Annotated in this window: 33 protein-coding genes and 1 pseudogene; 26 read left to right on the top strand and 8 right to left on the bottom strand. The window is 46.5% G+C overall.

Annotated elements, in window-relative coordinates; all coding sequences use genetic code 11:
* A pseudogene (locus tag ACIQZ3_RS02250) lies at positions 1-662 on the bottom strand (IS3 family transposase); the annotation flags it as partial.
* 268 nt (positions 663-930) lie between these two features.
* Here ACIQZ3_RS02250 and ACIQZ3_RS02245 point away from each other — a divergent pair.
* Entirely contained in the window at positions 931-1,572 is a 642-nt protein-coding gene (locus tag ACIQZ3_RS02245; protein ID WP_397389947.1) for a hypothetical protein, read from the top strand.
* Between the two features lie 25 nt (positions 1,573-1,597).
* Here ACIQZ3_RS02245 and ACIQZ3_RS02240 read toward each other — a convergent pair whose 3' ends face one another.
* Entirely contained in the window at positions 1,598-1,852 is a 255-nt protein-coding gene (locus ACIQZ3_RS02240; RefSeq protein WP_015422110.1) for an accessory factor UbiK family protein, read from the bottom strand.
* A gap of 259 nt (positions 1,853-2,111) precedes the next feature.
* Between ACIQZ3_RS02240 and ACIQZ3_RS02235 the strand changes: the two genes are divergently transcribed.
* The 8 genes from ACIQZ3_RS02235 to ptsP all read left to right on the top strand — a co-directional run bounded on the left by ACIQZ3_RS02235 (position 2,112) and on the right by ptsP (position 9,632).
* Positions 2,112-2,951 carry a TorF family putative porin gene (locus ACIQZ3_RS02235; RefSeq protein ID WP_397389946.1) on the top strand — a complete coding sequence of 280 codons (840 nt, stop codon included), beginning with the start codon at positions 2,112-2,114 and terminating at the stop codon, positions 2,949-2,951.
* Positions 2,952-2,976: 25 nt separating this feature from the next.
* The gene (locus ACIQZ3_RS02230) at positions 2,977-3,315 is read left to right on the top strand and encodes a P-II family nitrogen regulator (protein WP_011903792.1); all 339 of its coding nucleotides are present in this window, start codon (positions 2,977-2,979) and stop codon (positions 3,313-3,315) included.
* Between the two features lie 13 nt (positions 3,316-3,328).
* Positions 3,329-4,792: an ammonium transporter gene (locus ACIQZ3_RS02225; RefSeq protein ID WP_397389945.1), complete on the top strand. Its 1,464-nt coding sequence runs from the start codon at positions 3,329-3,331 to the stop codon at positions 4,790-4,792.
* Between the two features lie 105 nt (positions 4,793-4,897).
* Positions 4,898-6,196 (top strand): glutamate--cysteine ligase, encoded by a 1,299-nt coding sequence (gene gshA, locus ACIQZ3_RS02220; protein ID WP_397389944.1) that lies wholly within the window; start codon positions 4,898-4,900, stop codon positions 6,194-6,196.
* Positions 6,197-6,221: 25 nt separating this feature from the next.
* Entirely contained in the window at positions 6,222-7,163 is a 942-nt protein-coding gene (gshB, locus tag ACIQZ3_RS02215) for a glutathione synthase (RefSeq protein ID WP_397389943.1), read from the top strand.
* A 2-nt stretch (positions 7,164-7,165) separates the two neighbouring features.
* Positions 7,166-7,600, top strand: coding sequence for a PTS sugar transporter subunit IIA (locus ACIQZ3_RS02210; RefSeq protein WP_397389942.1), 435 nt, complete (start codon positions 7,166-7,168; stop codon positions 7,598-7,600).
* Between the two features lie 8 nt (positions 7,601-7,608).
* Positions 7,609-7,878 (top strand): HPr family phosphocarrier protein, encoded by a 270-nt coding sequence (locus tag ACIQZ3_RS02205; RefSeq protein ID WP_015422104.1) that lies wholly within the window; start codon positions 7,609-7,611, stop codon positions 7,876-7,878.
* Positions 7,879-7,880: 2 nt separating this feature from the next.
* Positions 7,881-9,632: a phosphoenolpyruvate--protein phosphotransferase gene (gene ptsP, locus ACIQZ3_RS02200; RefSeq protein ID WP_397389941.1), complete on the top strand. Its 1,752-nt coding sequence runs from the start codon at positions 7,881-7,883 to the stop codon at positions 9,630-9,632.
* 21 nt (positions 9,633-9,653) lie between these two features.
* On the opposite strand, the gene ACIQZ3_RS02195 is transcribed toward ptsP, so the two are convergent.
* The 3 genes from ACIQZ3_RS02195 to gpmA are packed head-to-tail and all read right to left on the bottom strand — an operon-like array spanning position 9,654 to position 12,566.
* A complete protein-coding gene (locus ACIQZ3_RS02195) occupies positions 9,654-10,406 on the bottom strand; it encodes a HesA/MoeB/ThiF family protein (protein ID WP_397389940.1) in 753 nt (250 codons plus the stop codon).
* A 22-nt stretch (positions 10,407-10,428) separates the two neighbouring features.
* On the bottom strand, positions 10,429-11,862 hold the full coding sequence (locus tag ACIQZ3_RS02190) for a S41 family peptidase (RefSeq protein WP_397389939.1): 1,434 nt from the start codon (positions 11,860-11,862) through the stop codon (positions 10,429-10,431).
* A 14-nt stretch (positions 11,863-11,876) separates the two neighbouring features.
* Positions 11,877-12,566: a 2,3-diphosphoglycerate-dependent phosphoglycerate mutase gene (gene gpmA, locus ACIQZ3_RS02185; RefSeq protein ID WP_397389938.1), complete on the bottom strand. Its 690-nt coding sequence runs from the start codon at positions 12,564-12,566 to the stop codon at positions 11,877-11,879.
* A gap of 22 nt (positions 12,567-12,588) precedes the next feature.
* Between gpmA and ACIQZ3_RS02180 the strand changes: the two genes are divergently transcribed.
* Genes ACIQZ3_RS02180 through ACIQZ3_RS02165 form a run of 4 tightly spaced genes read left to right on the top strand, consistent with a single transcriptional unit; the run spans position 12,589 to position 14,865 of the window.
* The gene (locus ACIQZ3_RS02180) at positions 12,589-13,002 is read left to right on the top strand and encodes a rhodanese-like domain-containing protein (RefSeq protein WP_397389937.1); all 414 of its coding nucleotides are present in this window, start codon (positions 12,589-12,591) and stop codon (positions 13,000-13,002) included.
* 17 nt (positions 13,003-13,019) lie between these two features.
* Entirely contained in the window at positions 13,020-13,274 is a 255-nt protein-coding gene (gene grxC, locus ACIQZ3_RS02175) for a glutaredoxin 3 (RefSeq protein WP_215376059.1), read from the top strand.
* A 23-nt stretch (positions 13,275-13,297) separates the two neighbouring features.
* Positions 13,298-13,816: a protein-export chaperone SecB gene (secB, locus tag ACIQZ3_RS02170; RefSeq protein ID WP_397389936.1), complete on the top strand. Its 519-nt coding sequence runs from the start codon at positions 13,298-13,300 to the stop codon at positions 13,814-13,816.
* A 26-nt stretch (positions 13,817-13,842) separates the two neighbouring features.
* A complete protein-coding gene (locus tag ACIQZ3_RS02165) occupies positions 13,843-14,865 on the top strand; it encodes an NAD(P)H-dependent glycerol-3-phosphate dehydrogenase (RefSeq protein ID WP_397389935.1) in 1,023 nt (340 codons plus the stop codon).
* Positions 14,866-14,870: 5 nt separating this feature from the next.
* Here the strand turns inward: ACIQZ3_RS02165 and trmL are convergent, their stop codons facing one another.
* Positions 14,871-15,341 (bottom strand): tRNA (uridine(34)/cytosine(34)/5-carboxymethylaminomethyluridine(34)-2'-O)-methyltransferase TrmL, encoded by a 471-nt coding sequence (trmL, locus tag ACIQZ3_RS02160; RefSeq protein ID WP_397389934.1) that lies wholly within the window; start codon positions 15,339-15,341, stop codon positions 14,871-14,873.
* Positions 15,334-15,597: a ComF family protein gene (locus tag ACIQZ3_RS02155; protein ID WP_397389933.1), complete on the bottom strand. Its 264-nt coding sequence runs from the start codon at positions 15,595-15,597 to the stop codon at positions 15,334-15,336. The genes trmL and ACIQZ3_RS02155 overlap by 8 nt, the downstream gene beginning before the upstream one ends.
* A gap of 161 nt (positions 15,598-15,758) precedes the next feature.
* On the opposite strand from ACIQZ3_RS02155, the gene ACIQZ3_RS02150 reads away from it, so the two are divergent.
* From ACIQZ3_RS02150 to ACIQZ3_RS02115, 8 genes are all read left to right on the top strand, one after another.
* The gene (locus ACIQZ3_RS02150; RefSeq protein ID WP_397389932.1) at positions 15,759-15,881 is read left to right on the top strand and encodes a hypothetical protein; all 123 of its coding nucleotides are present in this window, start codon (positions 15,759-15,761) and stop codon (positions 15,879-15,881) included.
* Positions 15,882-16,118: 237 nt separating this feature from the next.
* The gene (locus tag ACIQZ3_RS02145) at positions 16,119-16,922 is read left to right on the top strand and encodes a class I SAM-dependent methyltransferase (protein WP_397389931.1); all 804 of its coding nucleotides are present in this window, start codon (positions 16,119-16,121) and stop codon (positions 16,920-16,922) included.
* Between the two features lie 264 nt (positions 16,923-17,186).
* A complete protein-coding gene (coxB, locus tag ACIQZ3_RS02140; protein WP_397389949.1) occupies positions 17,187-18,260 on the top strand; it encodes a cytochrome c oxidase subunit II in 1,074 nt (357 codons plus the stop codon).
* A gap of 40 nt (positions 18,261-18,300) precedes the next feature.
* Positions 18,301-19,908 carry a cytochrome c oxidase subunit I gene (ctaD, locus tag ACIQZ3_RS02135; RefSeq protein WP_397389930.1) on the top strand — a complete coding sequence of 536 codons (1,608 nt, stop codon included), beginning with the start codon at positions 18,301-18,303 and terminating at the stop codon, positions 19,906-19,908.
* A gap of 1 nt (position 19,909) precedes the next feature.
* Positions 19,910-20,023: a cytochrome oxidase small assembly protein gene (locus ACIQZ3_RS02130; RefSeq protein WP_397389929.1), complete on the top strand. Its 114-nt coding sequence runs from the start codon at positions 19,910-19,912 to the stop codon at positions 20,021-20,023.
* 14 nt (positions 20,024-20,037) lie between these two features.
* Positions 20,038-20,631 (top strand): cytochrome c oxidase assembly protein, encoded by a 594-nt coding sequence (locus ACIQZ3_RS02125; protein ID WP_397389928.1) that lies wholly within the window; start codon positions 20,038-20,040, stop codon positions 20,629-20,631.
* Positions 20,628-20,822 carry a DUF2970 domain-containing protein gene (locus ACIQZ3_RS02120; protein WP_216229745.1) on the top strand — a complete coding sequence of 65 codons (195 nt, stop codon included), beginning with the start codon at positions 20,628-20,630 and terminating at the stop codon, positions 20,820-20,822. The genes ACIQZ3_RS02125 and ACIQZ3_RS02120 overlap by 4 nt, the downstream gene beginning before the upstream one ends.
* A gap of 29 nt (positions 20,823-20,851) precedes the next feature.
* Complete coding sequence (locus ACIQZ3_RS02115; protein WP_397389927.1) at positions 20,852-21,706, top strand: cytochrome c oxidase subunit 3; 855 nt, start codon at positions 20,852-20,854, stop codon at positions 21,704-21,706.
* Between the two features lie 60 nt (positions 21,707-21,766).
* Here ACIQZ3_RS02115 and ACIQZ3_RS02110 read toward each other — a convergent pair whose 3' ends face one another.
* Positions 21,767-21,979, bottom strand: coding sequence for a twin transmembrane helix small protein (locus ACIQZ3_RS02110; protein ID WP_397389926.1), 213 nt, complete (start codon positions 21,977-21,979; stop codon positions 21,767-21,769).
* Between the two features lie 20 nt (positions 21,980-21,999).
* Here ACIQZ3_RS02110 and ACIQZ3_RS02105 point away from each other — a divergent pair, with 20 nt between their 5' ends.
* Genes ACIQZ3_RS02105 through ACIQZ3_RS02085 form a run of 5 tightly spaced genes read left to right on the top strand, consistent with a single transcriptional unit; the run spans position 22,000 to position 26,062 of the window.
* Positions 22,000-22,776: an SURF1 family protein gene (locus ACIQZ3_RS02105; RefSeq protein ID WP_397389948.1), complete on the top strand. Its 777-nt coding sequence runs from the start codon at positions 22,000-22,002 to the stop codon at positions 22,774-22,776.
* Positions 22,773-23,432 carry a hypothetical protein gene (locus tag ACIQZ3_RS02100; RefSeq protein ID WP_397389925.1) on the top strand — a complete coding sequence of 220 codons (660 nt, stop codon included), beginning with the start codon at positions 22,773-22,775 and terminating at the stop codon, positions 23,430-23,432. Before ACIQZ3_RS02105 ends, ACIQZ3_RS02100 begins: the two co-directional genes overlap by 4 nt.
* A complete protein-coding gene (locus tag ACIQZ3_RS02095; protein ID WP_397389924.1) occupies positions 23,429-24,559 on the top strand; it encodes a heme A synthase in 1,131 nt (376 codons plus the stop codon). Before ACIQZ3_RS02100 ends, ACIQZ3_RS02095 begins: the two co-directional genes overlap by 4 nt.
* On the top strand, positions 24,556-25,449 hold the full coding sequence (gene cyoE / locus ACIQZ3_RS02090; protein WP_397389923.1) for a heme o synthase: 894 nt from the start codon (positions 24,556-24,558) through the stop codon (positions 25,447-25,449). The genes ACIQZ3_RS02095 and cyoE overlap by 4 nt, the downstream gene beginning before the upstream one ends.
* A gap of 7 nt (positions 25,450-25,456) precedes the next feature.
* Positions 25,457-26,062 (top strand): SCO family protein, encoded by a 606-nt coding sequence (locus ACIQZ3_RS02085; RefSeq protein ID WP_397389922.1) that lies wholly within the window; start codon positions 25,457-25,459, stop codon positions 26,060-26,062.
* Positions 26,063-26,077: the final 15 nt, after the last annotated feature.

The raw sequence follows: 26,077 nt of genomic DNA, 5'->3' as shown, positions 1-26,077 counted from the left end.
ATCTGGATTGAAGTTACGATTCAAAAGATTGGGGGCTACAGGCAGGCGGTGTTTGGAGTCGGTTGTCACCTTGTATTTACGCTTATGTTTGCCATAAATGCCGTTCTCTTGCATCAGGCGCTCCACTCGATCTTTGCCAGCAGGCAAGCCTCTAGCGCGTAGCCCTTTGACCATCCTAGGACTGCCGTAGGCCTGCTTCACTTCTGCGTGGATCGCTTGGATGTGGAACAGCATTTGGCTATCGGTCAAACGCTTGCGGTGGGGCTTGCCGCCTTTGCGCCAAGCGCGATAACCCGCAATGCTGACATCCAATACGGCGCACATTTCAGCTAAAGCAAAGCTGGCTCGATGCTGATCAATCTAGGCGTACTTCACGCTAGTTCTCGCGCAAAGTACGCCGTGGCCTTTTTTAGGATTTCCGCCTCTCGCTTGAGGCGGATGTTCTCGGCGCGTAGGCGTGAGAGCTCCATCTGCTCTGGAGTGACGGTTTTGGTGCCAGCACCAATGAGTCTGCCTTCATTAGAAGCTCTTACCCAGTACCGTAGGGTCTGGCTAAACATTCCGAGTTCATTGGCTACAAGCTCATAGCCCTCGCCAGACTGAATGCGTTTGACTGCTAACTGCTTAAATTCGAGGGGGTACTGCTGTTTTGGGATCTTCATGTGTTTCTCCAATAGTTAGTAATTTAATACGAACTGATTGAGAGTGATTTATCGGGGGAAGGTCAACTAACGTTTCAACTAGTATTATCAAAATGAACAAATCACCAAAAATAAGAGTAATCAAGTTCAGAAATTTTTTTATGGCATAAGTGTTGATTACGAACATAGGACTTTGCCTTTTAAATAAAAATTGAATATGCGGTCTACAATTTCCTTTGCTACTGACACGGTCGCATTAACTACTGCACTTTTTCGCACTAACTTCTGAATGAAATTCATCAAAACTCCTGTATTAATCGCATTAACTTCTGATCTCTTACAATTGTCTAAACCGATGCTCAAAAAGTTTGGTGTAGTCCTCGCATTTGCATTTCTACTTTCCGCTTGTAGCCCCAAATTGGATTGGCGGACTGTGCAAGCCCCGCAAGAGGGCTATAGCGTTTTGTTTCCAGGTAAGCCTGAAAAGATTGAACGAAAACTTCCCTATCAAAGTCAAGAAATTCCACAAACCTTAGAGGCAGTAAAAATTGAGGATGATATTTATTCGGTGAGCACGATTCACTTGGGCAAAGATCAAGTCGCACTCGCGCCTAAATTATTAGAGCAATTGCAAGGCAACTTATTGAGCCGAGCGAATGTCAATTTAGAAAACGCTGTTACTGCAGATGCTTCTTATCAAGCAGCCAATCGGCAGCGTCTTCCCGCAAAAGATTATTTTTTAGAATTTAAATCTACTGGTGCAGTAGAGCAGTCAATGCGTGTGCGTTGGATCACCAGAATTACACCAGACAATGGAGTCTGGATTTATCAGATCTCGGTTTTACATGCTGCGCCAGCACGAGTGCCTGCAAAACAATTTTTTTCTGAAGAGGTTTACTCTAACTTCTTTGATGAGTTTCATCCAGAATAGTTTTTAGATGAAACTCTGATTCTGATTAAGACTTTTCTAAAGCGGCTACTTTAGCTTCGAGGGCTTCTAACTTTTCTCTGGTCTTAGCAAGCACTTTAGATTGCAGATCAAATTCTTCGCGAGTTACCAGGTCCATCTTCTGAAAACCTTGATTCATCATCGCGCGCACATTTTTTTCAATCTCTTGCGCAGGTGAATTGCGAATGGCATCTCCAACCTTGTTTTGCATATCGCTAGCAATGCGTTGGATTTGTTCTAGGATTTCGCCTGGTTTTTGCATAATGCTGCCCGCCGTTCTATTGAAAGTTGCTTAAAAGATATAGATCCTATTTTAAGTTGGGACGCCAAAAACAGGCGAAACCGGCTAAAAATGCTGCAATTGCAACAAAATGAACGAAAGTGGTGCAAATATAAGCACCAAAATTGGGCATAAGCCTTATTTAGGGGAATCGTACCAAATTGAGAAGGCTCCCGAGATTCATGATCACTCCATGCAATAAAGCATTTATCCCTTTTTCATGACCACTAAGGAGTTTTATATGAAAACGAGTCAAAAGACAGCCATCGCTCTTGCAGCATCTGGCTTATTCGCAACAGCAGCATTTGCTCAGTCAGCTCCTGAAGTAAGCCCAGTAACAGCAAACGTGACCATCACCAATGACTACCGTTACCGTGGTATCTCACAATCAAACTATCAGCCAGCAATTCAAGGTGGCTTTGATTACGCGCATGAAAGTGGTCTCTATATTGGTAACTGGAACAGCACAATCAACTGGATCTCAAACTCCACAAACAATGGCATTAAAGCGCCAATCGAAATGGACTTCTATGGTGGTTTTAAGAAGGAGTTGATTGCTGAAGGTTTTGCTTCTGACATTGGTGTATTGCAGTACTACTACCCACAATCTGGTGGCAACTATAACTTGGCTATTGTTAATCCAAATACAACTGAGTTATATGTAGCTCAGAACTTTACTTTTGGGCCAGTAACTGGTTTTGTAAAAGTGAACTATTCACTGACTAATATTTTCGGCATCCCACAAAGTACAGGATCCTTTTATCCAGATTTAACCGCTAACTATGACACTGGTATTTGGGGTATTAGCCTGAATGGTCACGTAGGATATCAATATGTTGCTGGGCAGCCAGGCTCGCAGAACGGAGTTTCGACAGCATATGCTGGGAACAACCTTAGCTACACAGACTTTAAGTTAGGAGCTACTAAAGATTTTGGCGGCGGTCTGTCTCTCTCTGCAGCTTATGTGAGCACTAATGCTAATCCTGCATGGTGGAATACCTATTCCAGCACAACAACCGGAGCACTGACAAGTTCTGCTGGTCGTCCAGGTGCGACCGTTTCCTTGACTAAAGTATTTTAATAATTCCCCCTGAACGGAGAAGCGTATGAAATTAATTACCGCAATCATCAAGCCCTTCAAGCTTGACGAAGTGCGCGAAGCTCTCTCAGAAGTGGGAGTTTCGGGTATTACCGTCACTGAAGTTAAAGGCTTTGGCCGTCAAAAAGGTCACACCGAGTTGTATCGCGGTGCTGAGTATGTTGTCGACTTTTTGCCTAAAGTAAAAATTGAAGCTGCTGTTGAAGATGGCATCTTGGAGCGAGCGATTGAAGCAATTGAAAAATCGGCCCGTACTGGAAAAATTGGCGATGGCAAGATTTTTGTCTCCCCAGTTGAACACGTCATTCGCATTCGTACCGGTGAAACCGGCGCGTCAGCACTTTAAAGAGAGGTTCAAAATGTTAACTTGGATGAAACGACTCCTAGCTGGAAGCGCAATGGCCTTGGCTATTGGTGCAACTAGTGTCATGGTGGCTTCACCGGCTTTTGCTGATGAAGCTAAGCCAGTTGCGGCCGCGGCTGCTGCTGCAGTTGCTGCCGCTCCTGCATTAGTTCCTAACAAGGGTGATACAGCATGGATATTGGTGTGTACAGCACTAGTAATCTTGATGACATTGCCTGGTTTGGCTTTGTTCTACGGTGGTTTGACACGTAGCAAAAACATTCTTTCTGTACTCGTACAGTGTATGTTTGTGTTTGCGTTGATTACAGTGTTGTGGTCTCTCTATGGATACAACTTTGCATTTACTGAAGGCGGCGCATTCATTGGTGGACTCGATCGCTTGTTCTTGCAAGGTATGACTCCAGATTCAGTTGCCGCAACATTTAGTAAGGGCATTGTGATTCCTGAGTATGTATTTATGGCCTTCCAAGCTGCGTTTGCAACTATTACTTGCTGCTTGATCGTTGGTTCATTTGCTGAGCGTGCGAAGTTTTCTGCAATCGTGTTGTTTGTAATTCTTTGGTTCACTTTCAGCTACTTACCAATCGCTCACATGGTTTGGTTCTGGCCTGGTCCTGATGACATCAAAGATGCAGCATCACTTGAAGCAATCACAGCGCGTGCTGGTTGGTTGTGGCAGAAGGGTGTTCTCGACTTTGCTGGCGGTACCGTTGTTCATATCAATGCTGCGATCGCAGGCTTGGTAGGTTCATTCGTGATCGGCAAACGTTTGGGTTACGGCAAAGAAGCAATGAAGCCACACAACTTAGTGTTCGTAATGATCGGTGCTTCACTCTTGTGGTTCGGTTGGTTTGGTTTCAATGCAGGTTCTGCTCTCGAAGCAAATGGCAGTGCAGCCTTGGCATTCGTAAACACATTGTTAGCAACAGCTGCTGCAGTTTTGAGCTGGTCAGTTGCTGAGTGGGTTCACAAAGGTAAGCCTTCCATGTTGGGTGGTGCATCTGGTTGCGTAGCAGGTTTGGTTGCTGTTACTCCTGCTGCTGGTTTCGTTGGCCCAATGGGTGCTCTCGTAATTGGTGCTGCTGCTGGTGTGGTTTGCTTGTGGGGTGTTTCTGGTCTCAAGAAGATTTTGGGTTCAGACGACAGCTTGGACGTATTCGGTGTGCATGGCGTTGGCGGTATCTTGGGCGCTTTGTTAACTGGTGTGTTCGCAGACCCAGCTTTAGGCGGAACAGGTATTTGGGATTATGTGGCGAATGCTGCAGCTCCTGATTACTCTATCGCTAGCCAATTGTGGATTCAGAGCCAAGGTGTCATCGTTACCCTAATTTGGTCTGGCGTGGTTTCTTATATTGCCTACAAATTGGTTGATATGGTGATCGGTCTACGTGTTAAGGAAGATGAAGAGCGCGAAGGCTTGGATATCAGCTCCCACGGTGAGTCCGCTTACGAGTCTTAATTAGCTGTTTTACCCCTCACTGGGCGGCTTTTGTTGGCTGCCCGGTTTTTAAGCGCGGGATCCTCGGATTCCGCGTCTTTCTTTTAAAAATCTTACAATGGTGAAATGGTTCCACATCTCATCACTGCCCTTAGCGGCCCTCTTCTCGATCTCGAGTCGAAGGTATTAGAAGCAACCCCAACTATTGAGCGCTGGTTCAGGCTTGAATGGCAGGAGCACACTCCGCCCTTCTACTGTTCAGTTGATCTGCGTAATGCAGGCTTTAAGCTGGCACCGGTCGACACCAATCTCTTTCCAGGCGGCTTTAATAATCTATCTCCGCAGATGCTGCCTTTGGCAGTTCAGGCCGCAATGGCAGCAATTGAGAAGATTTGCCCTGAAGCAAAAAATTTACTGTTGATACCTGAGCGACATACTCGCAATACCTTCTACTTGCAGAATATTGCGCGCCTATCCTCGATCTTGCGTCAAGCGGGTCTGAATGTGCGCCTCGGTACTTTGTCGGATGAAATTAAAAAGCCAACGTGGATAGATTTACCTGATGGCAATCGTCTCTTGATGGAGCCTTTATCTCGTTTGGGTTTGAAAAAACAGCGATTAGGATTAAAAGATTTCGACCCCTGTTCAATTTTGTTGAACAATGATTTGTCGGCAGGTATTCCTCCGATCTTAGAAAATCTGCATGAGCAATATCTATTGCCGGGCCTGCATGCTGGTTGGCATGTACGCCGCAAGTCAAATCACTTTGCTGCCTACGACGAAGTCGCGAAGAAATTTGCGAAGGTAGTGGATATTGATCCTTGGATGATCAATCCGTATTTTGCTAGTTGCTCTAATGTGAACTTTCATGAGCGCAAGGGCGAGGAAGAATTGCAAGCAGCTGTAGAGAAAGTTCTCAAGAAAACCGCCAAGAAATACCGTGAGTACGGCATCAAAGAAAAACCATATGTCGTTGTAAAAGCAGATGCTGGCACATATGGCATGGGTGTGATGGCAGTAAACGATCCTGCTCAGCTCAAAGGTTTGAATCGCAAAGACCGTAATAAGATGAGCGTCGTTAAAGAGGGCCTCGAGGTAAGCGATGTATTGATTCAGGAAGGTGTTTATACCTTCGAGAAAGTGAATGAAGCTGTTGCCGAGCCAGTGGTGTACATGATTGACCGTTATGTAATCGGCGGCTTCTATCGCGTACACACTGACCGTGGCCCTGATGAGAATCTGAACGCGCCGGGCATGCATTTTGTACCTTTGGCATTTGAGCAAAACTCTATGCCAGACTTAGGTGCTAAGCCTGGTAGCGCGCCGCCTAATCGCTTTTATATGTATGGCGTCGTCGCTCGTCTGGCTTTGCTGGCCGCTTCTTTGGAGCTAGAGCGCTCTGATCCTAATGCTGAAGCTGCTTAACTTTATTTGAATGCTCGGACATAAGATGAACTTTCTTTTCATTGCTGATCCTTTGGAGTCTTTCAAGATTAGTAAAGATTCCACCTTAGCAATGATGCGAGTTGCACAAGAGGCGGGGCATCAACTGTGGTTTTGTCAAAGCCGCAACATTCTTTGGAGGGATGATTTTGTAGTGGCTGATTGCCAATCTCTGGACATTAAGCCAAGCAGTACTGCCTGGTTTGAATTAGGCCCCGCAGAGGATCGCCCATTAAATACTTTTAATGCAGTCATGATGCGCACTGATCCACCATTTGATATTGAATACCTCAATACCACTTGGTTATTGTCTGCTGCAGTTCGTCAGGGCGCGAACGTATTTAACAGTCCAATGGCTATTCGGGATCATTCTGAAAAAATATCGATTACTGAATTTCCAGAACTTATTCCGCCAACTTTGATCACGCGCGAACTCAATGCGATTGAGGTGTTTCATCAAGAGCATCAAGATATTGTGATTAAGCCTTTGGACGGTATGGGCGGTATGGGTGTTTTTCGTGTGGGACCAGATGGCTTGAACCTTGCCAGTATTGTGGAGACGCTTGGTGAGAATGGTGCACGTACTTTGATGGTGCAAAGATTCTTGCCTGAGATAGCTCAAGGTGATAAACGGGTCTTGCTGATTGGTGGTGAGGTAGTACCGTTCGCATTGGCGCGTATTCCGCAGGGTAGTGAGATCCGAGGCAACTTAGCTGCTGGTGGCAAAGGAGTGGCTATGCCGCTGACAGAGGCCGAGCTGAAGGTTGCAGAGCGTCTCGCCCCAATTTTGAATGCCCGGGGCTTGTTCTTGGTAGGATTAGATTTAATTGGTGCTTATGTCACAGAAATTAATGTGACTAGCCCGACATGTTTTGTGGAAATTACTGAGCAAAGTGGCTTTGATGTTCCGAAATTCTGGTTAACAGCGCTTGAAAAGGCATTGGCATAAACATGGTTGGAATCGTAATAGTTGCCCATACCCCAGTAGCAAGCGCGATGCTTGGTTTTGCTGAGCATGCATTTGGTGTAGTGCCTGAGAGAGTCAGGGCTGTCGACATTCCGCCCTACGAAGATACAAAGGCTAGCTTCGATCGAGTGTTAAAGGCGGCTTATGGCGTTAATACAGGTCAGGGCGTTTTGATCCTCACTGATGTGATGGGTGCTACCCCAGCCAACGTGGCATCCAAGCTTGAAGCCCTTGGGCCATTGTCTGGCTTGAATGCACCAGTGATTGTGTTGGCAGGACTCAATTTGCCGATGTTGATGCGTTGCATTTCTCATCGTGGAGAAGGCCTGGAGGGGTTAGCTCACAAGGCGCTTCAAGGTGGTCAAAATGGCATCCTACGATTGGGTTCTAAAACCCCACAAGTCACTACGGAGAGATAGGACTCGCTATGCCTGTTGCTGAAATTGAAATCATTAATAAGTTGGGATTACATGCTCGTGCATCTGCGAAGTTATCCCAACTTGCCGCAGAGTTTCCTTGTGAAATTTTCCTATCGCGCAATGGCCGTCAAATCAATGCCAAAAGTATTATGGGCGTCATGATGTTGGCTGCTGGTATTGGCAGTACAGTCACTTTAGAGACCGTTGGTGAAAAAGAAGATGAAGCAATGCAGGCCTTAACGGCATTAATTAACGATCGATTTGGTGAGGGCGAATAGGGATGACTTTTGCTTTGCATGGAATAGCGGTATCTAAGGGCATTGCCATCGGCAAAGCCGTGCTGATATCACGTGCAGCATTGGAGGTTAGTCATTACCTGATTGAGGCTGGCAAAGAAGAGGCTGAGGCCAAAAAGTTATTAGATGCCTTTGAGCAGGTGCGCCTAGAGTTGGCGCAGTTACGTCAAGGATTGCCCAAAGATGCGCCACAAGAAATGGCCGCCTTCTTAGATGTGCACGGCATGATTCTGGCTGATCCAGCGTTGGCAGAGAAGCCACTCAAACTCATTCGCACCCAACGTTTAAATGCTGCCTGGGCTTTGACCACAGAGCTCAATGATCTCTTGGAGCAATTTGCTGAAATTGAGGACGCCTATTTAAAAGAGCGGGCGAATGATATTCGTCAGGTGGCCGAGCGAGTTTTAAAGGCGCTTAATGCGCAGCAGAAAGATGTTGTTGGCAATTCGGAGTTATTGTCACCAAGCGATGTTGGGGTGGATGCGATTATTGTGGCGCACGATATTGCTCCTCACGATATGCTGCGCTTCAAAGAGCATGCATTTACTGGTTTTGTAACGGATCTAGGTGGCAAGACTTCGCATACTGCGATTGTTGCCCGAAGTATGGAGATACCGGCAGTCGTTGGTGTGCGTCATGCCAGCGAAATGATTCGCCATGGCGATTGGTTGGTGATTGATGGTGAGCACGGTGTAGTTGTGGTTGCTCCTGATGAGCAATTACTAGCTGAGTATCGATTACTTCAAACTAAGGCCATTGAAGAAACCCGCAAGCTGCAGGAGCTTAAACACTCTCGCACTGCAACTGTGGATAACGTTGCAATCGAACTATTAGCCAATATCGAATTGCCAGAAGATGCTACGCAAGCGGTTGATTTAGGCGCAATCGGTGTTGGCCTGTTTCGCTCTGAATTTTTATTCATGGATCGTAAGCAGGCGCTTCCCGATGAAGAGCAGCAATATCAAGAATATCGTCGAGTGGTTGACCTCATGCACGGCTTACCAGTCAATATCCGCACGATCGACGTTGGTGCAGATAAGGCTCTGGGTTCTGGCTCTGATTTATCGGAGACGGGAACTTCGCCTCTAGGTTTACGAGCCATTCGTTGGTCATTAACTGAGCCTGAGATTTTCTTAACGCAATTGCGGGCAATCTTAAGGGCCTCAGCCCATGGCCAGGCGCGAATCATGATCCCGATGCTAGCGCACGTCAAGGAGATTGATGAGACTCTGCGTTTAATTGAGAAGGCGAAGCAGCAGTTGCATCAACGTGGTCAGGCATTTAATCCCAATATCCAAGTGGGCGCCATGATTGAGATTCCTGCGGCTGCTTTGGTATTACCTTTGTTTATTAACCGCTTTGATTTCTTATCTATTGGCACCAATGATTTGATTCAGTACACATTGGCTATTGACCGAGCAGATCATGCTGTTGCCCACCTCTATGATCCTTATCATCCGGCTATTCTAAATTTACTTTTCAACATCATTGATCAAGCTAAACGTGCCAACATTCCTGTAGCAGTGTGTGGTGAGATGGCGGGAGATCCATCAATGACTAAGCTGCTACTCGGATTGGGCTTGACGGATTTCTCAATGCACTTTAGCCAACTGTTATTGGTAAAACGTGAGATCTTGAAGGCGGACGTCGGTTTGCTGAAGTCTCGTATCGGCGCAGTGCTCAAAGCGATTGAGCCTGAAGAGCAGGCTGAGGCACTGGAAAAACTGCTCTCTTAAGTCGGTGTTGGGTTGCTGGATTTAGTGGGTCTGGCCACAAACCGAGCACTCAGGATTCCTAGTAATGCGAATCTCATCAATCTGGGTATTGAGCGCATTCCAAAGCAACATTCTTCCCACTAAAGGTTGGCCAAAGCCAATCAATACCTGTAGGGCTTGGGCTGCTTGCATCGCGCCAATAATGCCAACTAGAGGGGAGAAAATGCCCATGCTGGCACAGCTAACTTCTTCAAATTGTTCTTCCGGAGAAAAAAGGCAGGCATAGCAGGGTGATGTTGCATTCCGAAAATCAAAGACGTTCAATTGACCATCAAATTTGAGAGCAGATCCAGAGACGAGTGGCACCCTGTGATTAAAGCAGGCTGCATTAATGAGTTGGCGGGTGGCAAAGTTATCGGTGCAATCTAAAACGAGATTGACTGATGGCAAGAGTCCTTGCAATAAATTCTCAGTTGCCTTCTCTGCGATTGCGTTAATCGTGAGGGTGGGATTGATGCTTTGCAAAAATTGTTTACCCGATTCCACCTTACTTTTACCGATGGAGTTCTGGCTATGCATGATTTGTCGTTGCAAATTAGTGAGCTCGACTTTGTCATGATCAACCAGGGTAATTTTTCCTGCGCCGGCTGCAGCTATGTACGGTGCGGCAGCACTCCCCAATCCACCGGCACCAATGATGAGGATGTGCGAGCCAAGTAATATTTCTTGGCCAGCAACATCAATTTCTTCTAGCAGTAAATGCCGCGAGTAGCGAAATAGCTGCTCATCATTCATATCTATGCCTAATTGCTAGAACTTACTCTAGCTTAGAGGCGGAGCGTTTTGCGGGCTCACCATTAATAAATGCGACTGCCTGAGAAAGCATAAAGTCATCCGCACTGCCGAGCTCGACAGGCTTCTTAGACTTATCTTTTTCTTTCTCTTCAGGAGTCTTCTTGGCATTTTTTTCTTCAATGCGCTGAAGTTCTTCTAGGCGGCGTTTTTCACGATCGGCAACCAGTTTTTCTTCTGATGATTGCTTGTTACGCAAATGCTTCTCGCTATCAACTTCGCGGGTAATTAATACATCATCCGGATCGCCATCTTTATTTTGATCAACAGCAATATCGGGCTTAATGCCGTAAGCTTGAATCGATTTGCCGCTCGGCGTGTAGTAATAAGCCGTAGTGATTTTCAATGCAGAATCATTGGTGAGTGGGCGGACTGTTTGCACAGAGCCTTTGCCGAAAGTAGTTTTACCAATAATGGTTGCACGCTTGTAGTCCTGCAATGCGCCAGCCACAATTTCAGAGGCGGAAGCGGAGTAGGCGTTTACTAAAACTACCATCGGTAATTTTTTATACATCGCTGGCACGCCAGCCAAAGGATCACCGGACTCGCTCAGACGATACATCGCTGGAGTTGCATTGAACACCTGTTTGGAGTCGGCCGTCTGACCTTTAGTGGAGACGATCACAGCATCCGCTGGCAAGAAGGCGGCAGCAACGCCGACTGCACCTTGTAGTAAGCCACCACCATTGTTTCTGAGGTCAAGAATGATGCCCTTCATTTTGGGGTCTTGATTCGCCAGCTCGGTTAATTTCTTAGCTAGATCAGGAATGGTGCGCTCTTGAAAGCTAGTGACTCTTACCCAGGCAATATCGTTATCCAGAATTTTGGCTTTGACGGACTGCACTTTAATTTCAGCGCGTGTAATTGTTACTGGAAAGCTGCGCTCTTCACTTTTACGGAAGACGGTCAAAGTAATTTTTGTACCTGGTGTGCCACGCATGGTGCGCACCGCTTTATCCAGTGACATGCCGCGAACAGGTTTGTCATCTAAGCGAGTAATCAAATCACCAGCTTGCAAGCCGGCGCGCGCTGCAGGGCTATCTTCAATTGGATTAAGTACCTTAACAACGCCATCTTCTGAAGTGATTTCAATTCCAAGACCAGCAAACTTGCCGCTGGTTTGCTCTTGCATTTCAGCGAAATCTTTTTTATCAAGATAGGTGGAGTGCGGATCAAGACTACTTACCATGCCTTTGACGGCATCGGTCAGTAGCTGTTTATCTTCAATTGGCTCAACGTATTCACGTTTGATTTGAGCAAAGACATTTGATAATGTGCGCAGCTCATCCAAAGGCAGCGTCGCGCCCTGCTGGGCGGTGGCTGATAGTTGGATGGTGGCCGCAACCCCGGCGATGAGGCCGACAGAGACTAGGGCAAAGTTCTTGAAAAATACGCGCATGCTTTTGTTTTACCTTAATCCAAATAAAAATGCTGAATAGGTTTGAGGTTGTCATCGAGCTCATAAACAAGCGGGATGCCATTAGGAACGTTGATTTCCATAATGTCTTCGTCAGAAACCTGGTCGAGATACTTAATTAAAGAGCGAATGCTATTGCCGTGTGCAACGAGTAATACGCGCTTGCCTGCTTTGAGGGCAGGCGCGATAGATTCATTCCAAAGAGGCAGCACGCGCTCGACGTTATCTTTGAGGCACTCGCCTAAGGGAACATCGGATGCACTGAGTTTTTCGTAACGGCGATCTTTTTGAAGATTACGCTCATCACCCTGTTCTAAGAGTGGTGGACGTACATCGTAGGAACGTCGCCAAATATGAACTTGGGCATCTCCGTATTGTTGGGCAGTTTCAGCTTTATTCAGACCAGTGAGGGCGCCATAGTGACGCTCATTCAGTCTCCAGCTGTGGACTACGGGTAGCCACATGAGGTCCATAGTGTCTTGAACATGCCACAGAGTACGGATAGCCCTTCTGAGTACCGAGGTGTAGGCCACATCAAACTCATAGCCTGCTTTGCGAAGGTTTTCACCTGCAGCCAGGGCCTGTTCAGTGCCTTTTGGGGTTAAGTCAACGTCCGCCCAGCCAGTGAAGCGGTTTTCAAGGTTCCAGGCGGATTCGCCATGACGAATAAGGACAAGTTGTTTCATAGAGCCATTCTATAATCCGGTGATGAACTTTCTCACGCAAATTGATAATTTAGCGCTTATCGCCCTCCTGCTTGTTTCGGGCGCAGCACTCTTCTTCCCCACATTATCTACGCTTATTAGCGGAAAAGGCTTATCGCCTACAGAAGCAACAATTTGGATGAATCGCCGCAAAGCAGCTGTTTTGGACTTACGCCCAGAATCTGACTTTAAGGCTGGTCACCTGCCTGGAGCAAAACATCTTTTGGCCGAGCAAATCCCGTCCGGAATCGACAAGCACAAGCTGGACCGTAAAAATCCCATCATTTTGGTTTGTCACTCAGGTATGAGTGCCCGCAAGGTCGTTCCAGAGCTCAAGAAGCTTGGATTCTCTGAGGTCGCAGTTCTGGATGGTGGCGTTCAAGGCTGGCAGGCTGCAGCCCTGCCATTGGTCAAATAATTCAGCGGATCTTCGATATGCCACCAGTCACGATGTATAGCACCCAAGTTTGCCCTTACTGCGTTATGGCAGAGAAGCTATTGCAGAAGAAGGGGGTCGCAAATCTAGAGAAGATCCTCATTGATCGGGATCCTGCTCAGCGCGAGATCATGATGACTCGTACGGGCCGCCGTACTGTGCCGCAAATTTATATTGGCGAAACCCATGTTGGTGGTTACGACGATCTAGTTGCACTAGACCGCGCTGGCCAACTTGACCCATTACTAGCTTAAAAAAATTACTCAGAAAGTTTCCCATGACCGAAAAAACTACTTCCGCACCTGATGCAGCAGATAACTCAAAAGAGCCTGGTTTTCGTATTCAACGGATCTACCTCAAGGATTTATCTTTAGAGCAGCCACACGCACCACAAATTTTATTGGTTTCAGCTGAGCCCCAAGTTGAGGTTGAGGTGGATGTTGCAGTTACTCGTTTGGGTGATGAAATTTTTGAAGTTGCATTAATCGCCACTGTAACTGCCAAAGTAGAGAGCAAAGTACTATTTTTGGTTGAAGCAAAGCAGGCTGGTATTTTTGAATTTAGCAATATTCCTCCAGAGCAAATTGACCCCATGTTAGGCATCGCTTGCCCAACAATTTTGTACCCTTACTTGCGCTCAAATATTGCCGACACCATTAGCCGCGCTGGTTTCCAGCCAATTCATTTGAATGAGATTAACTTCCACGGTATGTACGAGCACCGCATCATGCAGGCGGCGCAAGCTGCTGCAGAGAGTGGCTCAGCCGATGAAAGTAAGATCGTTCTTCCCCACTAATTCGATTTAGTTAAAGCCCACAGATCATGAAAGTTACGCTGCTTGGAGCTGGTTCATGGGGTACTGCTATGGCCGCGCAAGCAGCGCGCCATCTTCAGGTTGGCGATGTTTGCTTGTGGTCGCGAAGCGCTGAGCAGTTAGAGGGTATTCAGCAGTCTGGCGAAAATGCAGACTATCTGCCTGGCGTCATCTTGCCTAAGGGGCTGCAATTAGAGGCGAGTTTTGAACGAGCCATTGAACGCCTTTCTGAAAACGATCTTTCGGTAATCGCTACTCCAATGTCAGGTTTGTCGGAAACGGTGGCACAGGTATTACGCCTCGCTAAACACCCGCTCAATATTGTTTGGTTATGCAAGGGCTTGGAGCCCAGCACAACCTTATTGCCGCACCAAGTAGTAGGACGGGAAGACCAGTTGCATAGTCATGGTCTGTGTCACTCTTACGGAGCTCTATCGGGCCCGAGTTTTGCGCAAGAGGTTGGCAATGGTATGCCTTGTGCATTAACTATCGCCAGCAAATCGAACGCCTTATGTGACATTGTTCAAGGTACGTTTCATCATGGCAATATGCGCATCTATGCCAGCGATGATTTAGTTGGTGTTGAATTAGGTGGCGCGATTAAAAATGTTTTAGCAATTGCGGCCGGCATTGGTGATGGTCTAGACCTTGGTTTAAATGCACGTGCTGCAGTATTAACTCGTGGCCTTGCGGAAATGATGCGTTTGGTAAAAGCTGCAGGCGGCAGACCGGAGACCTGCATGGGTTTAACCGGCGTAGGCGATTTGATTTTGACTGCTACCGGTGATCTCTCGCGTAATCGCCGTGTTGGTTTAGCACTTGCTGCAGGAAAACCTTTGCCTGAAATTTTGGGCAACTTAGGACATGTTGCTGAGGGTGTGCTGTGCGCCTCTGCGGTGGGCAATCTGGCGACACGCCTAGGTGTCGAGATGCCAATTACTGCCATGATGGGGGAGGTCTTATCTGGAAAACTCTCACCACATGAAGCTGTGAAGAAGCTTATGGGGCGCGACCCTAAGGTCGAGGTTTAAGCTTCTTAACTTCCGCCAAGCAATCCGTTTTGGCGCCATGCTTCATAAACAACAATCGCTACCGTATTTGATAGATTCAAACTTCGACTACTATCTTGCATCGCGAGGCGAACTTGATTGGGTATTGGAATCGAGCTTCTGACTTCTTCGGTGATGCCTTTGGTTTCTGAGCCAAAAACAAAATAGTCTTCAGGCAAATATTTGCCATCATGAAACTTTCCTGAGCCTTTGGTGGTGAGAGCAAAAATACGTTCAGGCTGAGGTTTTTCATCAATCAAAAATTGCGCCCAGTTTTTGTGAACCTTTACTCTTGCGAACTCATGATAGTCCAGTCCCGCTCTGCGAAGTTTGGCATCCTCCATGGGGAAGCCGAGGGGTTCAATGAGGTGTAACTTTGCACCCGTGTTTGCGCACAGGCGAATGATGTTGCCTGTATTAGGTGGAATTTCTGGCTCGAATAAAACAATGTTAAACATGCTCTGATCTTTGTGATGGGCGAAGTGTTCTTAGTAGAACCCAGTTAATAACACGAGAAACGCCATTGTCCTTCAATATGCGAGCAATTTCATTTAAGGTTGCCCCGCTAGTCATGACGTCATCAAACACAATGACTGATGCAGACTCTAGCTGCCCCTGATACTGGGGGTGGATGTAAAACATGTCTTGAATGGCTATCTGACGATTAGTGCGGTTCTCGTTGGCTTGATGTTGGGTGTGGTGATAACGCTTCAAAATATGCGGGCTCTTGTGAATGTGCTTCTCACAGTCAATCCGCCTAGCCAATTCCCAGCTTTGGTTAAAACCCCTTTTACATAGTTTTTCTTGGCTCAGTGGTACTGGCAGAAGATAGTCCGCTTGGGTTGTTATTAAGCCCTTTGAAAGCAGTGCATTCCATGTTGCAGCCAGGCCATACGCACATGCAAGTCGACGTTGATATTTCAATTGATGTAAAGCAGACTGAAGTCTGCCATCGTATCGATCGAGGCAGTAAGTTTCATCAAAGTGGGGTGGGTTAGTGATGCACTCTCGACAACGTTTTTCTTTTAACTCCGTTGCATTTAGAGTAAGACCGCATTGCTTGCAACATTCGTAATTTGATAGTTGATCTGATTGAAGTTGGATGAGGCAGTCAAGGCAGAGAGTGCGTTGCTGAAATACCCCGCAAACAATACATGAGTTTGGTAATAGATGAGAACAAATGGATTGAAAAATATTCTCTATTGCGCGCATGGGCCGCTGAGTATACTGAGCCAATGACCCAATCAATCAGATGGCTTCAGGATGAAATTGCAGCGCGCATGCTGCAAAAATTAGACATCGTGAAGTTGGAGGCAAAAGACGTTCTGCTAATTCCAGATTTCCCTGGAGAGCATGCCGCTTTTCTGACAAAACGTTTTCCGGGAATTCGTTTTCACAGTGCGCCAGAATGCGAGCTATCCGGTTTTGATTTACTGAAACTGAGGGTGTCCCGGTTTTGGAATTCAAGAATGAAGTCAGCATCCCATATTTCCTTTGATGACTACAAGAAAACAGGCTGCATTAATCTCCCTAACAATTCTGTAGATTTAGTGGTCAGTGTTCTCTTGATTCAGGACTTAGCTGACCCTAAGCATTTTTTGCAGGAGTGTTGGCGCGTGCTCAAAGAAGGTGGTTTGCTGACTTTGAGTTATTTGGGTCCCGATACCGCCAAAGAACTCAACTCAGAACCTTTGGCGCAACAATTACAGCTTCAAAAGTTAGTCAGCCCCTGGGATATGCACGATATGGGGGATGCCCTACTGGGTGAGCGTTTTTCAGACCCAGTAATGGATATGGAGTTCTTGCACTTGGATTACGACTCCGATGCGCTCTTATTGGCTGATGCTAGAGCCCTCAATTTGCTTGTTCCTGAAGATCAAGATGCTTCTCAATGCGCTCAATTACCAAAAAAGCTGACTTTAGAGGTGGTTTATGGACATGCTTGGGCTTTGGGTAAGCACCTTGCCAAGGCGCAGGATCACGTTGCCTATATTGATCTAAATCAAATCGGACGCAAGACTAGGAGTGATTCTGCTTAAGTGTAAGTGCTTACTATCTTTTAAACCATTACCAAGATTGAGGCGAGCATGGTTAACCCGGTTTGTTGTTGAACTTAATTAACCCTATAATCAGCGCTAGAAGTATTGCTTGATACCGCTTTTTTGGGCTTTCTGGGGCTTTATCGCTGCAGAAGTTCATGACAATAAACAGAGAATAAGATGAATTTATTTGGAAAAGTCACTAGGGCTTCGCTCTATCTAGTAGCAGCCTTCGGCACAGCATTTGCTCATGCAGCTGAAAACATGCCAGGCGGCCCAGCTGTGAATCAGTTGAACTTCACTGCCCCTGCGACAAAAATCATGCAAGAAATCCATTGGTTGCATTGGATGATGTTGATTATTTGCGCACTCATTTTTGTAGGTGTTTTTGGGGTGATGTTCTATTCCATCCTCAAGCATCGCAAATCCTTGGGCGCTAAATCTGCATCTTTCCATGAGAGCACGACTGTTGAGATTATTTGGACAGTGATTCCGCTGTTGATCGTGATCGGTATGGCATTGCCAGCAACAAAAACTGTTGTAGCAATGAAAGACACTACTAACTCTGACATCACTATTAAGACCACTGGTTATCAGTGGAAATGGGGTTATGACTACATTAAAGGTGAAGGTGAGGGCATTAGCTTCTTATCCACAATGTCTACTTCACGAGAAGCTATTAATAACTTGGCGCCAAAATCCAATACGTATTTGATGGAAGTGGATAACGAGATGGTTGTGCCGGTTGGTAAAAAGATTCGTATGATTACCACTGCAAATGACGTCATCCACTCATGGACGATTCCAGCATTTGGCGTTAAACAAGATGCCATTCCTGGTTTCGTTCGTGATGCTTGGTTCCGTGCTGAGACTATTGGCAAATTCCGCGGCCAGTGCTCAGAGCTGTGCGGTGCTGAACATGCATTCATGCCCATCGTGGTGAACGTTGTTTCACAAGAGGACTACACCAAGTGGGTGGCGGAGAAGCAAAAAGAAATGGGTGCAGCCTCTGATGATCCCACTAAGGTTTACACCTTGGATGAGCAAAAAGAGCGTGGCGCCAAAGTCTATGCAGCCAACTGTGCGGCTTGCCATCAGCCTAACGGCAAAGGTGCTGGTACATTCCCGGCGCTTGAAGGTAGCAAAGTGGTGCTTGGACCAAAAGCAGCTCAATACAACATTCTTATCAATGGTAAGGGCGCGATGCCGAAGTGGGCAGGCGTGATTTCTGATGGCGATATTGCTGCAGTGATGACGTATACCCGCAATGCTTGGGGCAATAAAACGGGCGAAATGATTCAGACCCAAGATATTGTTTCTGCGCGCGCTGGCAAGTAATTTATTTATTAATACAGATCAAACTAAACCGGAGTAATCCATGAGCACAGTCTCTACCACCCACGATCACGCACACGATGATCACACGCCACATGGTTGGCGTCGTTGGTTGTTTGCAACCAACCATAAAGACATCGGCACGATGTATCTGATCTTCTCATTCGTCAGCTTATTAGCTGGTGGTGTGATGGCTTTGGGTATTCGTTTGGAATTGTTCCAACCGGGTTTGCAATTTTTGCGCCCTGAGTTCTTCAATCAGCTAACTACCATGCACGGTTTGGTGATGGTGTTCGGTGCGATCATGCCGGCATTCGTTGGATTTGCTAACTGGATGATTCCTGTCCAAATCGGCGCATCCGATATGGCTTTTGCTCGTATGAATAACTTTAGCTTCTGGATTCTTCCAGTAGCAGCTTGCTTGTTGTTTGGTTCGTTCTTGGCTCCTGGTGGTGCTCCTGCTGGTGGTTGGACTTTGTATGCTCCATTGACCTCACAAATGGGCCCTGGCTTGGATATGGGTATTTTTGCACTCCACTTATTGGGTGCATCTTCCATCATGGGTTCGATTAACATCATCGTGACCATCTTGAACATGCGCGCTCCTGGCCTAACATTGATGAAGATGCCAATGTTCTGCTGGACTTGGTTGATCACTGCTTATTTGTTGATTGCTGTAATGCCTGTATTGGCTGGTGCAATCACCATGGTTCTGACAGACCGTCATTTCGGTACTTCTTTCTTCTCCGCAGTTGGTGGTGGCGACCCAATCATGTTCCAGCATATTTTCTGGTTCTTTGGTCACCCTGAGGTGTACATCATGATTCTTCCGGCTTTCGGAATCGTGAGTGAAATCATCCCTGCGTTCTCCAGAAAAACCTTGTTTGGCTATAGCTCAATGGTTTATGCAACAGCATCTATTGCGATCTTGTCATTCATTGTTTGGGCTCACCACATGTTTGCAACTGGTATGCCTGTAACTGGCCAGTTGTTCTTTATGTACGCCACAATGTTGATCGCTGTTCCAACTGGCGTGAAGATTTTTAACTGGGTCGCAACTATGTGGAAGGGTTCGATGACTTTCGAAACTCCAATGTTGTGGGCAGTTGGCTTTATTTTCGTATTCACAATGGGTGGTTTTACAGGCCTGATCTTGGCAATGGCTCCGATTGATATTGGCGTTCAAGATACTTACTACGTTGTTGCCCACTTCCACTATGTATTGGTAGCAGGTTCATTGTTCGCAATGTTTGCTGGCTTCTATTACTGGTGTCCAAAGTGGACTGGCTACATGGCCAATGAAACTCGCGGCAAGATCCACTTCTGGACTTCCATGATTTTCTTCAACATTACTTTCTTCCCAATGCACTTCTTGGGCTTAGCAGGTATGCCACGTCGTTATGCTGACTACCCAACTCAGTTTGCTGATTTCAACATGATCGCTTCTATTGGTGCCCTTGGTTTTGGTTTATCTCAGGTGTACTTCTTGCTATTCGTTGTCTTGCCGGCTTACAACGGCAAAGGTGAAAAAGCATCTATGAAGCCATGGGACGGTGCTAAAGGTTTGGAGTGGACAATTCCATCACCTGCTCCACATCACACATTTGAAACACCTCCTGATGCTAAAGAGTTGCATGCTGCAGGAATCTAAAATGGCCGCACACAAATCCCAATCTGCTAGCAATCGCAGATTGGGTTTTATTCTTTTAAGCGTTGCCCTTGTTTTCTTTGTTGGCATCGTAATTAAACGGAGCGTATTGGGTTAAGGCCCTACATCACCATGTCTGCTATTGCCTCCATCAACCGCCAAATCTTGCTGAAGTTATTGATCGCTTCTGTGATGATGTTTGGTTTTGGTTATGCACTAGTGCCGATGTATAAGGCCTTGTGTGAAGTGACTGGTATTAACGTAGTCACCAGCAAGAATGACTACGGTATCCGAGCGTACAGTGCGAACAAGGTGGGTAATACCCAGGTCGATTATTCCCGTAAGATAACTATCGAGTTTGACTCGAATAGCCGCGGCCCATTTACGTTTCGCCCAGTAAAGAACTTCTTGGAAGTGCATCCTGGCGAGATGACAGAAATTGTCTACGAAGTAACAAATAACTTGAATCGCTCTGTGGAAGCTCAAGCGATACCAAGTTATGCGCCTAAAAGCGCAATGGAGTTCTTCACCAAATTAGAGTGTTTTTGTTTTCAGCAGCAAACCTTGGCGGCACATGAAATGAAGAAGATGCCGGTAGTGTTTGTGATTGATGCGGGACTACCTGCGGATGTGAAAACGATTACCTTGTCGTACACCTTCTTTGAGTTAGGCGTTGGTCAGCAGCCGGCAGGCTCAACAACCCCTAAATCGAAATCGGTGTCATGAGTAAAAAAAGTACTTTTATGCAATCCATGATCGCGGTGTTGTGGGCTTTTTTGGGTGTGCGTAAAAAATCAGGATTGCAGGAAGATGTAGCTTCATTAAGTTTTGTCCATATTGTTATTGCGGGAGTTTTAGGTGCCTTGATTTTTATGGGCATACTCCTTTTGATAGTTAAAGCAGTTGTGTCCCATTGATTATTTTTTGATTGAATAGAGAGAATAAGATGTCATCCAATTCAACCCCTTACTATTTTGTTCCTGGACTATCCAGTCATCCAGCATCAGCAGCCCTAGGCTTGCTTGCTTTTGGCGCTGGTATGTCTGGCTGGGTAAACCATGCAGCGTGGGGCGGCCCAGTAACTGCAGTAGGCGTCCTCTGGGTTTTGTTTGTTCTCTACAACTGGTTTGGCGACACGATTGCCGAGTCTAACTCCGGTAAAAACGGTGTGAACGTTGACATCTCTTATCGCTGGTCGATGGCTTGGTTCATCTTCTCTGAAATTATGTTCTTCGGCGCGTTCTTTGCGGCATTGTTCTACGCACGCAATATTGCGATGCCTTGGATGGGCGATGTGGAGAGTAAATTGCTTTGGCCAGACTTCACGGCAGTTTGGCCTAATGATGGCCCAGCAGGTTTGGTAGAGAAATTTACGACCATGGGCCCATGGCCAATTCCTACCATCAACACATTGTTACTCCTGTCTTCTGGTGTAACCGTTACTTATGCACATCATGCAATTCGTGAGGGTCATATGAAGCAAGCTATTAATGGCTTGGCTGCTACGGTTGGTCTTGGCATCATCTTCTTGGGCTTTCAGATGTATGAGTACTACCATGCTTACCATGCGCTGAACTTGAAATTGACTTCAGGCGTTTATGGTTCAACATTCTTTATGTTGACTGGTTTCCACGGCTTCCACGTATTCCTAGGTGGCTTGATGTTGGCGATTGTGTTGCGTCGTATGATTCGTGGCGACTTTACTGCTGAAAACCATTTTGCGTTTGAAGGTGCTGCTTGGTACTGGCACTTTGTTGACGTAGTCTGGCTTGGTCTCTACATCGCTGTTTACTGGATGTAATGAAATAAAAAATCGGGGCGTTAAGCCCCGATTTGTTTTAGATTGCTACTTTTATATTGCTTAGTTTGTTCCCACCCGAACACCAGTAGCTTCAATATAACCAAAGTAGTGGGCAATCAAGATACCAAGAAACAGTACTATTGAAAGTCCGATACGAAGCATGAGAGACTGAACCATTCTTGAGCTACCACCCTTATCTCTCATCATGAAGTAGAGGGCAGAGCCTAAGCTTCCTACAATCATTAGCAGTGCAACTGGAATAATCCATTTCATCTGAAAGTGCCCTTGTGAATATGTTTTCTAGCTTAATTACTAGTCGTATAGTCGCTACTTTATCAGCCCTGCTGGTGATTTTGGTGGGCTGCGGCGCGGGTATTTGGCAGTTGAATCGGGCAGACCAAAAGATTCGCTTAGGTGACTCTCTGGCTGCCAAACTGCAAATGCCCGTACTGAACGCTAATACCGATAGCTTGAGCTTAGAGCAGGCTTCAGAGCGCCGTATTCTTATCCGCGGGCGCTTTATTCAGGCTGAGGCTATTTGGCTGGATAACCGCCCGCGCCCTATTCCAGATGGTGGGGCTGGCAGCGCAGGGCAATCTGGCTTTTATGTGATGATGCCTTTGAAATTAGATGGTCAGGATGCCATTGTTTGGGTCAATCGAGGCTGGGCTCCTCGAAATAACGAGAATCGCACTGAGCTACCTCCAGTCAATACCGCAGATGAAGCGGTGACTATTGAGGGGGTTGCCTTTCCCCACCCTGGAAGGGTTTATGAATTGGGGCAAAAAGGCGATGCGAAAGCGATTCCTAGAATTGAGCAAAATTTTGATTTGGCGTTCGAGGCCCAAAGCCATGGGTGGAAGCAGTTACCATTTATTGTTCGTGAATCCGATTCAGCTAAAAAAGATGGTTTAGTCAGAAATTGGCCCTCTCCAACAAATGGCGTCGATCGCCATTATGCTTATGCCTTTCAGTGGTTTGCTTTGGCATTGGCTGGATTTTTATTTTGGCTCATCAATGGGCTTATGAAATATCGGCGAGAGCTTGCTGTGAATGGAGATAGAGTGTGAGTGATAAAGAGTTATTGATCCCAGCTTCGCAAATGGATTCCTCGGCAATTAATGCGCAGACTCGCCGCGGCCGCGTGCAGATGCTATTTTTATTGCTTGCTTGCGCGGCGCCAGTTATTGCCTCCTATTTCGCTTACTACGTCTTGAAGCCAGAGGGCGGAAAAACGAATTTCGGAACCCTAGTTCAGCCTGTGCAAGATGTAAATCCTGCTTGGTTTGATATTCCCTTTAACGGCAAGTGGACCCTACTAGTGGCTAGACCAGCAGACGAATGCACCATTAAAAATGAATCTTGCCTTGAGGCTTTATTTTTGATGCGTCAGTTACGTATTGCGGTCGGTCGCGAGAGTAGTCGCGTTCAGTTAGTTTGGGTGAGCACGGATGGCAAGCCAGTAGACCCAGAAGTCTTATTGGCCTACGACCAAAAGACTGCAGGATTTCAGATACTGAGTTTGCCAGCAGATCCTAAGTTGAGGTCTGAATTTGATGCTTGGCTTAATCGTGATGGCGCAGGTCAGAAGATTCAGTTGATTGACCCTAGCCCGGCGAAGATGATGGTTTTCCCAGTGACGAATTCTCCAAAAGAATTTGGCAGTATTAAAAAAGATCTTGAGAAACTGCTGCGCCTCAATCGTAAGGGCGAGCAATTGCAATGAGTAGTTTGTTACTGCTCGCGGAGTTAGCTGCAATTGCAATTGTCTTTGCAGGTCTGCCTTTGGTATATCTCTTGACTAGGCCAGGCTATAACTTTTTCCAAAGGCTAAATTGGGTTTTGGTCTTTATGACCTTCGACCTGATTGTCTTTGGTGCCTTTACCCGCCTTACGGACTCAGGTTTGGGTTGCCCTGATTGGCCTGGTTGTTATGGCACATCAAACCCATGGCATGCGATCGGCGAGATACAGCTTGCTGAAGCCAATATGCCTACGGGCCCAGTGACGGTTATCAAGGCCTGGATTGAAATGATTCATCGCTATTTAGCAATGACAGTCGGAGCCTTAATTTTGATTCAGGTGGTAGTGGCTTGGAGTAAGTTGCGAAGCTTGGGTATGAAACCTTTGCTCGGTAGTCTCGGATTGCTGGTTTTGGTGTGTATTCAGGGCGCGTTTGGTGCTTGGACGGTAACGCTCAAATTGCAACCGATCATTGTGACCATTCACTTAATGCTGGCTTTGGTTTTGCTGGCTTGTTTAACGACTTATGCGCAGCAAGTGTGGAGCGATAAATCTTCCTCAGCGCTTCATCTTCAGCTCAAGCCACTTTCTGCAAAGTTGCTCTTATTTGCTGCAGTTATCTTATTCACACAAGTCTTTCTGGGTGCTTGGGTAAGCACGAATTACGCAGTATTAGCCTGTCCTGATTTTCCGACCTGCATGGGTGCTCTTTGGCCGGAAACAGATTGGCAAGAGGGCTTTACTCTTTGGCGTGCCCTCGGCCTGAATGCTCAAGGCGAGTCCATCTCCCCTGTCGCTTTGCAAACAATCCATTGGGCGCATCGTGTGTTTGCTGTAGTTGCTATTGCGGCTTTAGGGCTTTTGGGAATTAGTGCGCTCCAGTTAAGTAATTCCTCAATGTCAAAAATGGGTCGTATCGCTAAATTGTTGTTAGGTTTGTTATTGCTTCAGGCGATAACTGGTATTTCTAATGTGGTTTTTCAGTGGCCCTTACTTGCAGCTCTATTGCATACCGCCGGCTCTGCTGCATTGGTGTTTTGTTTAGTTCGCCTGACCGAATGGGCTTCCTGGAATGCCCCGATTCATATTAAGATGGTTAAATCATTATGAGTAGCCCCACCTCTTCCGCCCCTGTGGCGATGCCGCGTTGGCGTCAATACTGGGTGCTTACCAAGCCCCGCGTCACTCAGTTGGCCGTATTCTGTGCGGTGATTGGCATGTTCTTAGCTACCCCTGGCATGGTTCCCTATCCAGTTCTGATTGGTGGGATTGTTGGTATATGGTTATTGGCAGGCGCTGCTTTTGCCATGAACTGTTTGATTGAGCAAGCCGTTGATGCGAAGATGAAGCGAACATCTTGGAGGCCGTCTGCAACAGGTGAAGTCACACCTTTCCACATTACTATTTTTTCGATTGTTCTCGGTAGTTTGGGCATGGTCATCTTATGGAACTTTTGTAATCCATTAACCATGTGGCTCACCGTGGCAACCTTTGTTGGTTATGCGGTAATTTATACCTGGTTGCTTAAACCTGCGACACCGCAGAATATTGTGATTGGTGGACTCTCTGGTGCGATGCCGCCTGCCCTGGGTTGGGCGGCAGTCACAAATAGTCTATCGGCAGAAGCTTGGCTCTTAGTGTTGATTATTTTTGTTTGGACGCCACCACACTTCTGGGCGCTTGCACTATATCGTCGCGATGACTATGTACAAAGTGGTTTGCCGATGCTGCCGGTCACACATGGTGAGCGATTTACGCTACTCAATATCCTGTTGTATACCTTGATATTGATAGCCGCGACTTTGCTGCCTTACATTTATGGCATGAGTGGCATGGTGTATTTAGTTTCCGCAATCATTTTAGGTCTGATGTTCTTGGCTTATGTGATTGCTTTATTTGTTTCTTATAGCGATGAGTTGGCGAAGAAAACTTTCCGTTTTTCAATCACTTACTTATCTCTGCTGTTTGCAGCGTTATTAATTGATCACTATTTCATTTGAGATGAGTATGAATTTATCAAAATTTTCTTTTTATGCTTTCCGCATCTTAGCGTTGTCGCTCATTGGTTTCACTTTGATGGCTTGTAGTCCGAAGCAGAGCTTCAAGAATGTCGATATCACTGGAAGTAAGGCATTTGGTACGGACTTTAGCTTGATTGATCCTGATGGCAAAGTTAGAACGCTGGCTGACTTCAAGGGCAAGGCGGTTGTGATGTTCTTTGGTTATACGCAGTGTCCAGATGCATGCCCTACGACCCTGACTGAGATGCAGCAGGTGATGACTCTATTGGGGCCACAGGCTGATAAGGTGCAGGTATTGTTTGTAACAGTAGATCCCGAGCGAGATAGCGCAAGCATTCTGAAACAGTATGTTCCTGCATTTGATTCCCGTTTCTTGGGCTTGCGTCCAGCAGATGAAGCTACCTTAGAAAAGGTTACCAAAGACTTCAAGATTTATTACAAGAAGGTGTCCGGTACTAGCCCTGGTTCGTACACCATAGATCACACAGCAGGGAGCTATGCTTTTGATCCAGAGGGGCATTTACGCCTTTACATCAAGCATGCGCAAGGTCCTGAGACCTTGGCGCAAGACTTGAAGGAACTGCTGAAGTAAAAGTGAGGGAGGGGC

It is taken from the genome of Polynucleobacter sp., assembly GCF_044342855.1.
Classification (GTDB): Bacteria; Pseudomonadota; Gammaproteobacteria; order Burkholderiales; family Burkholderiaceae; genus Polynucleobacter.
Note: the sequence above shows the minus strand (reverse complement) of the source record. Positions and strands in the feature narration are given on the sequence as shown.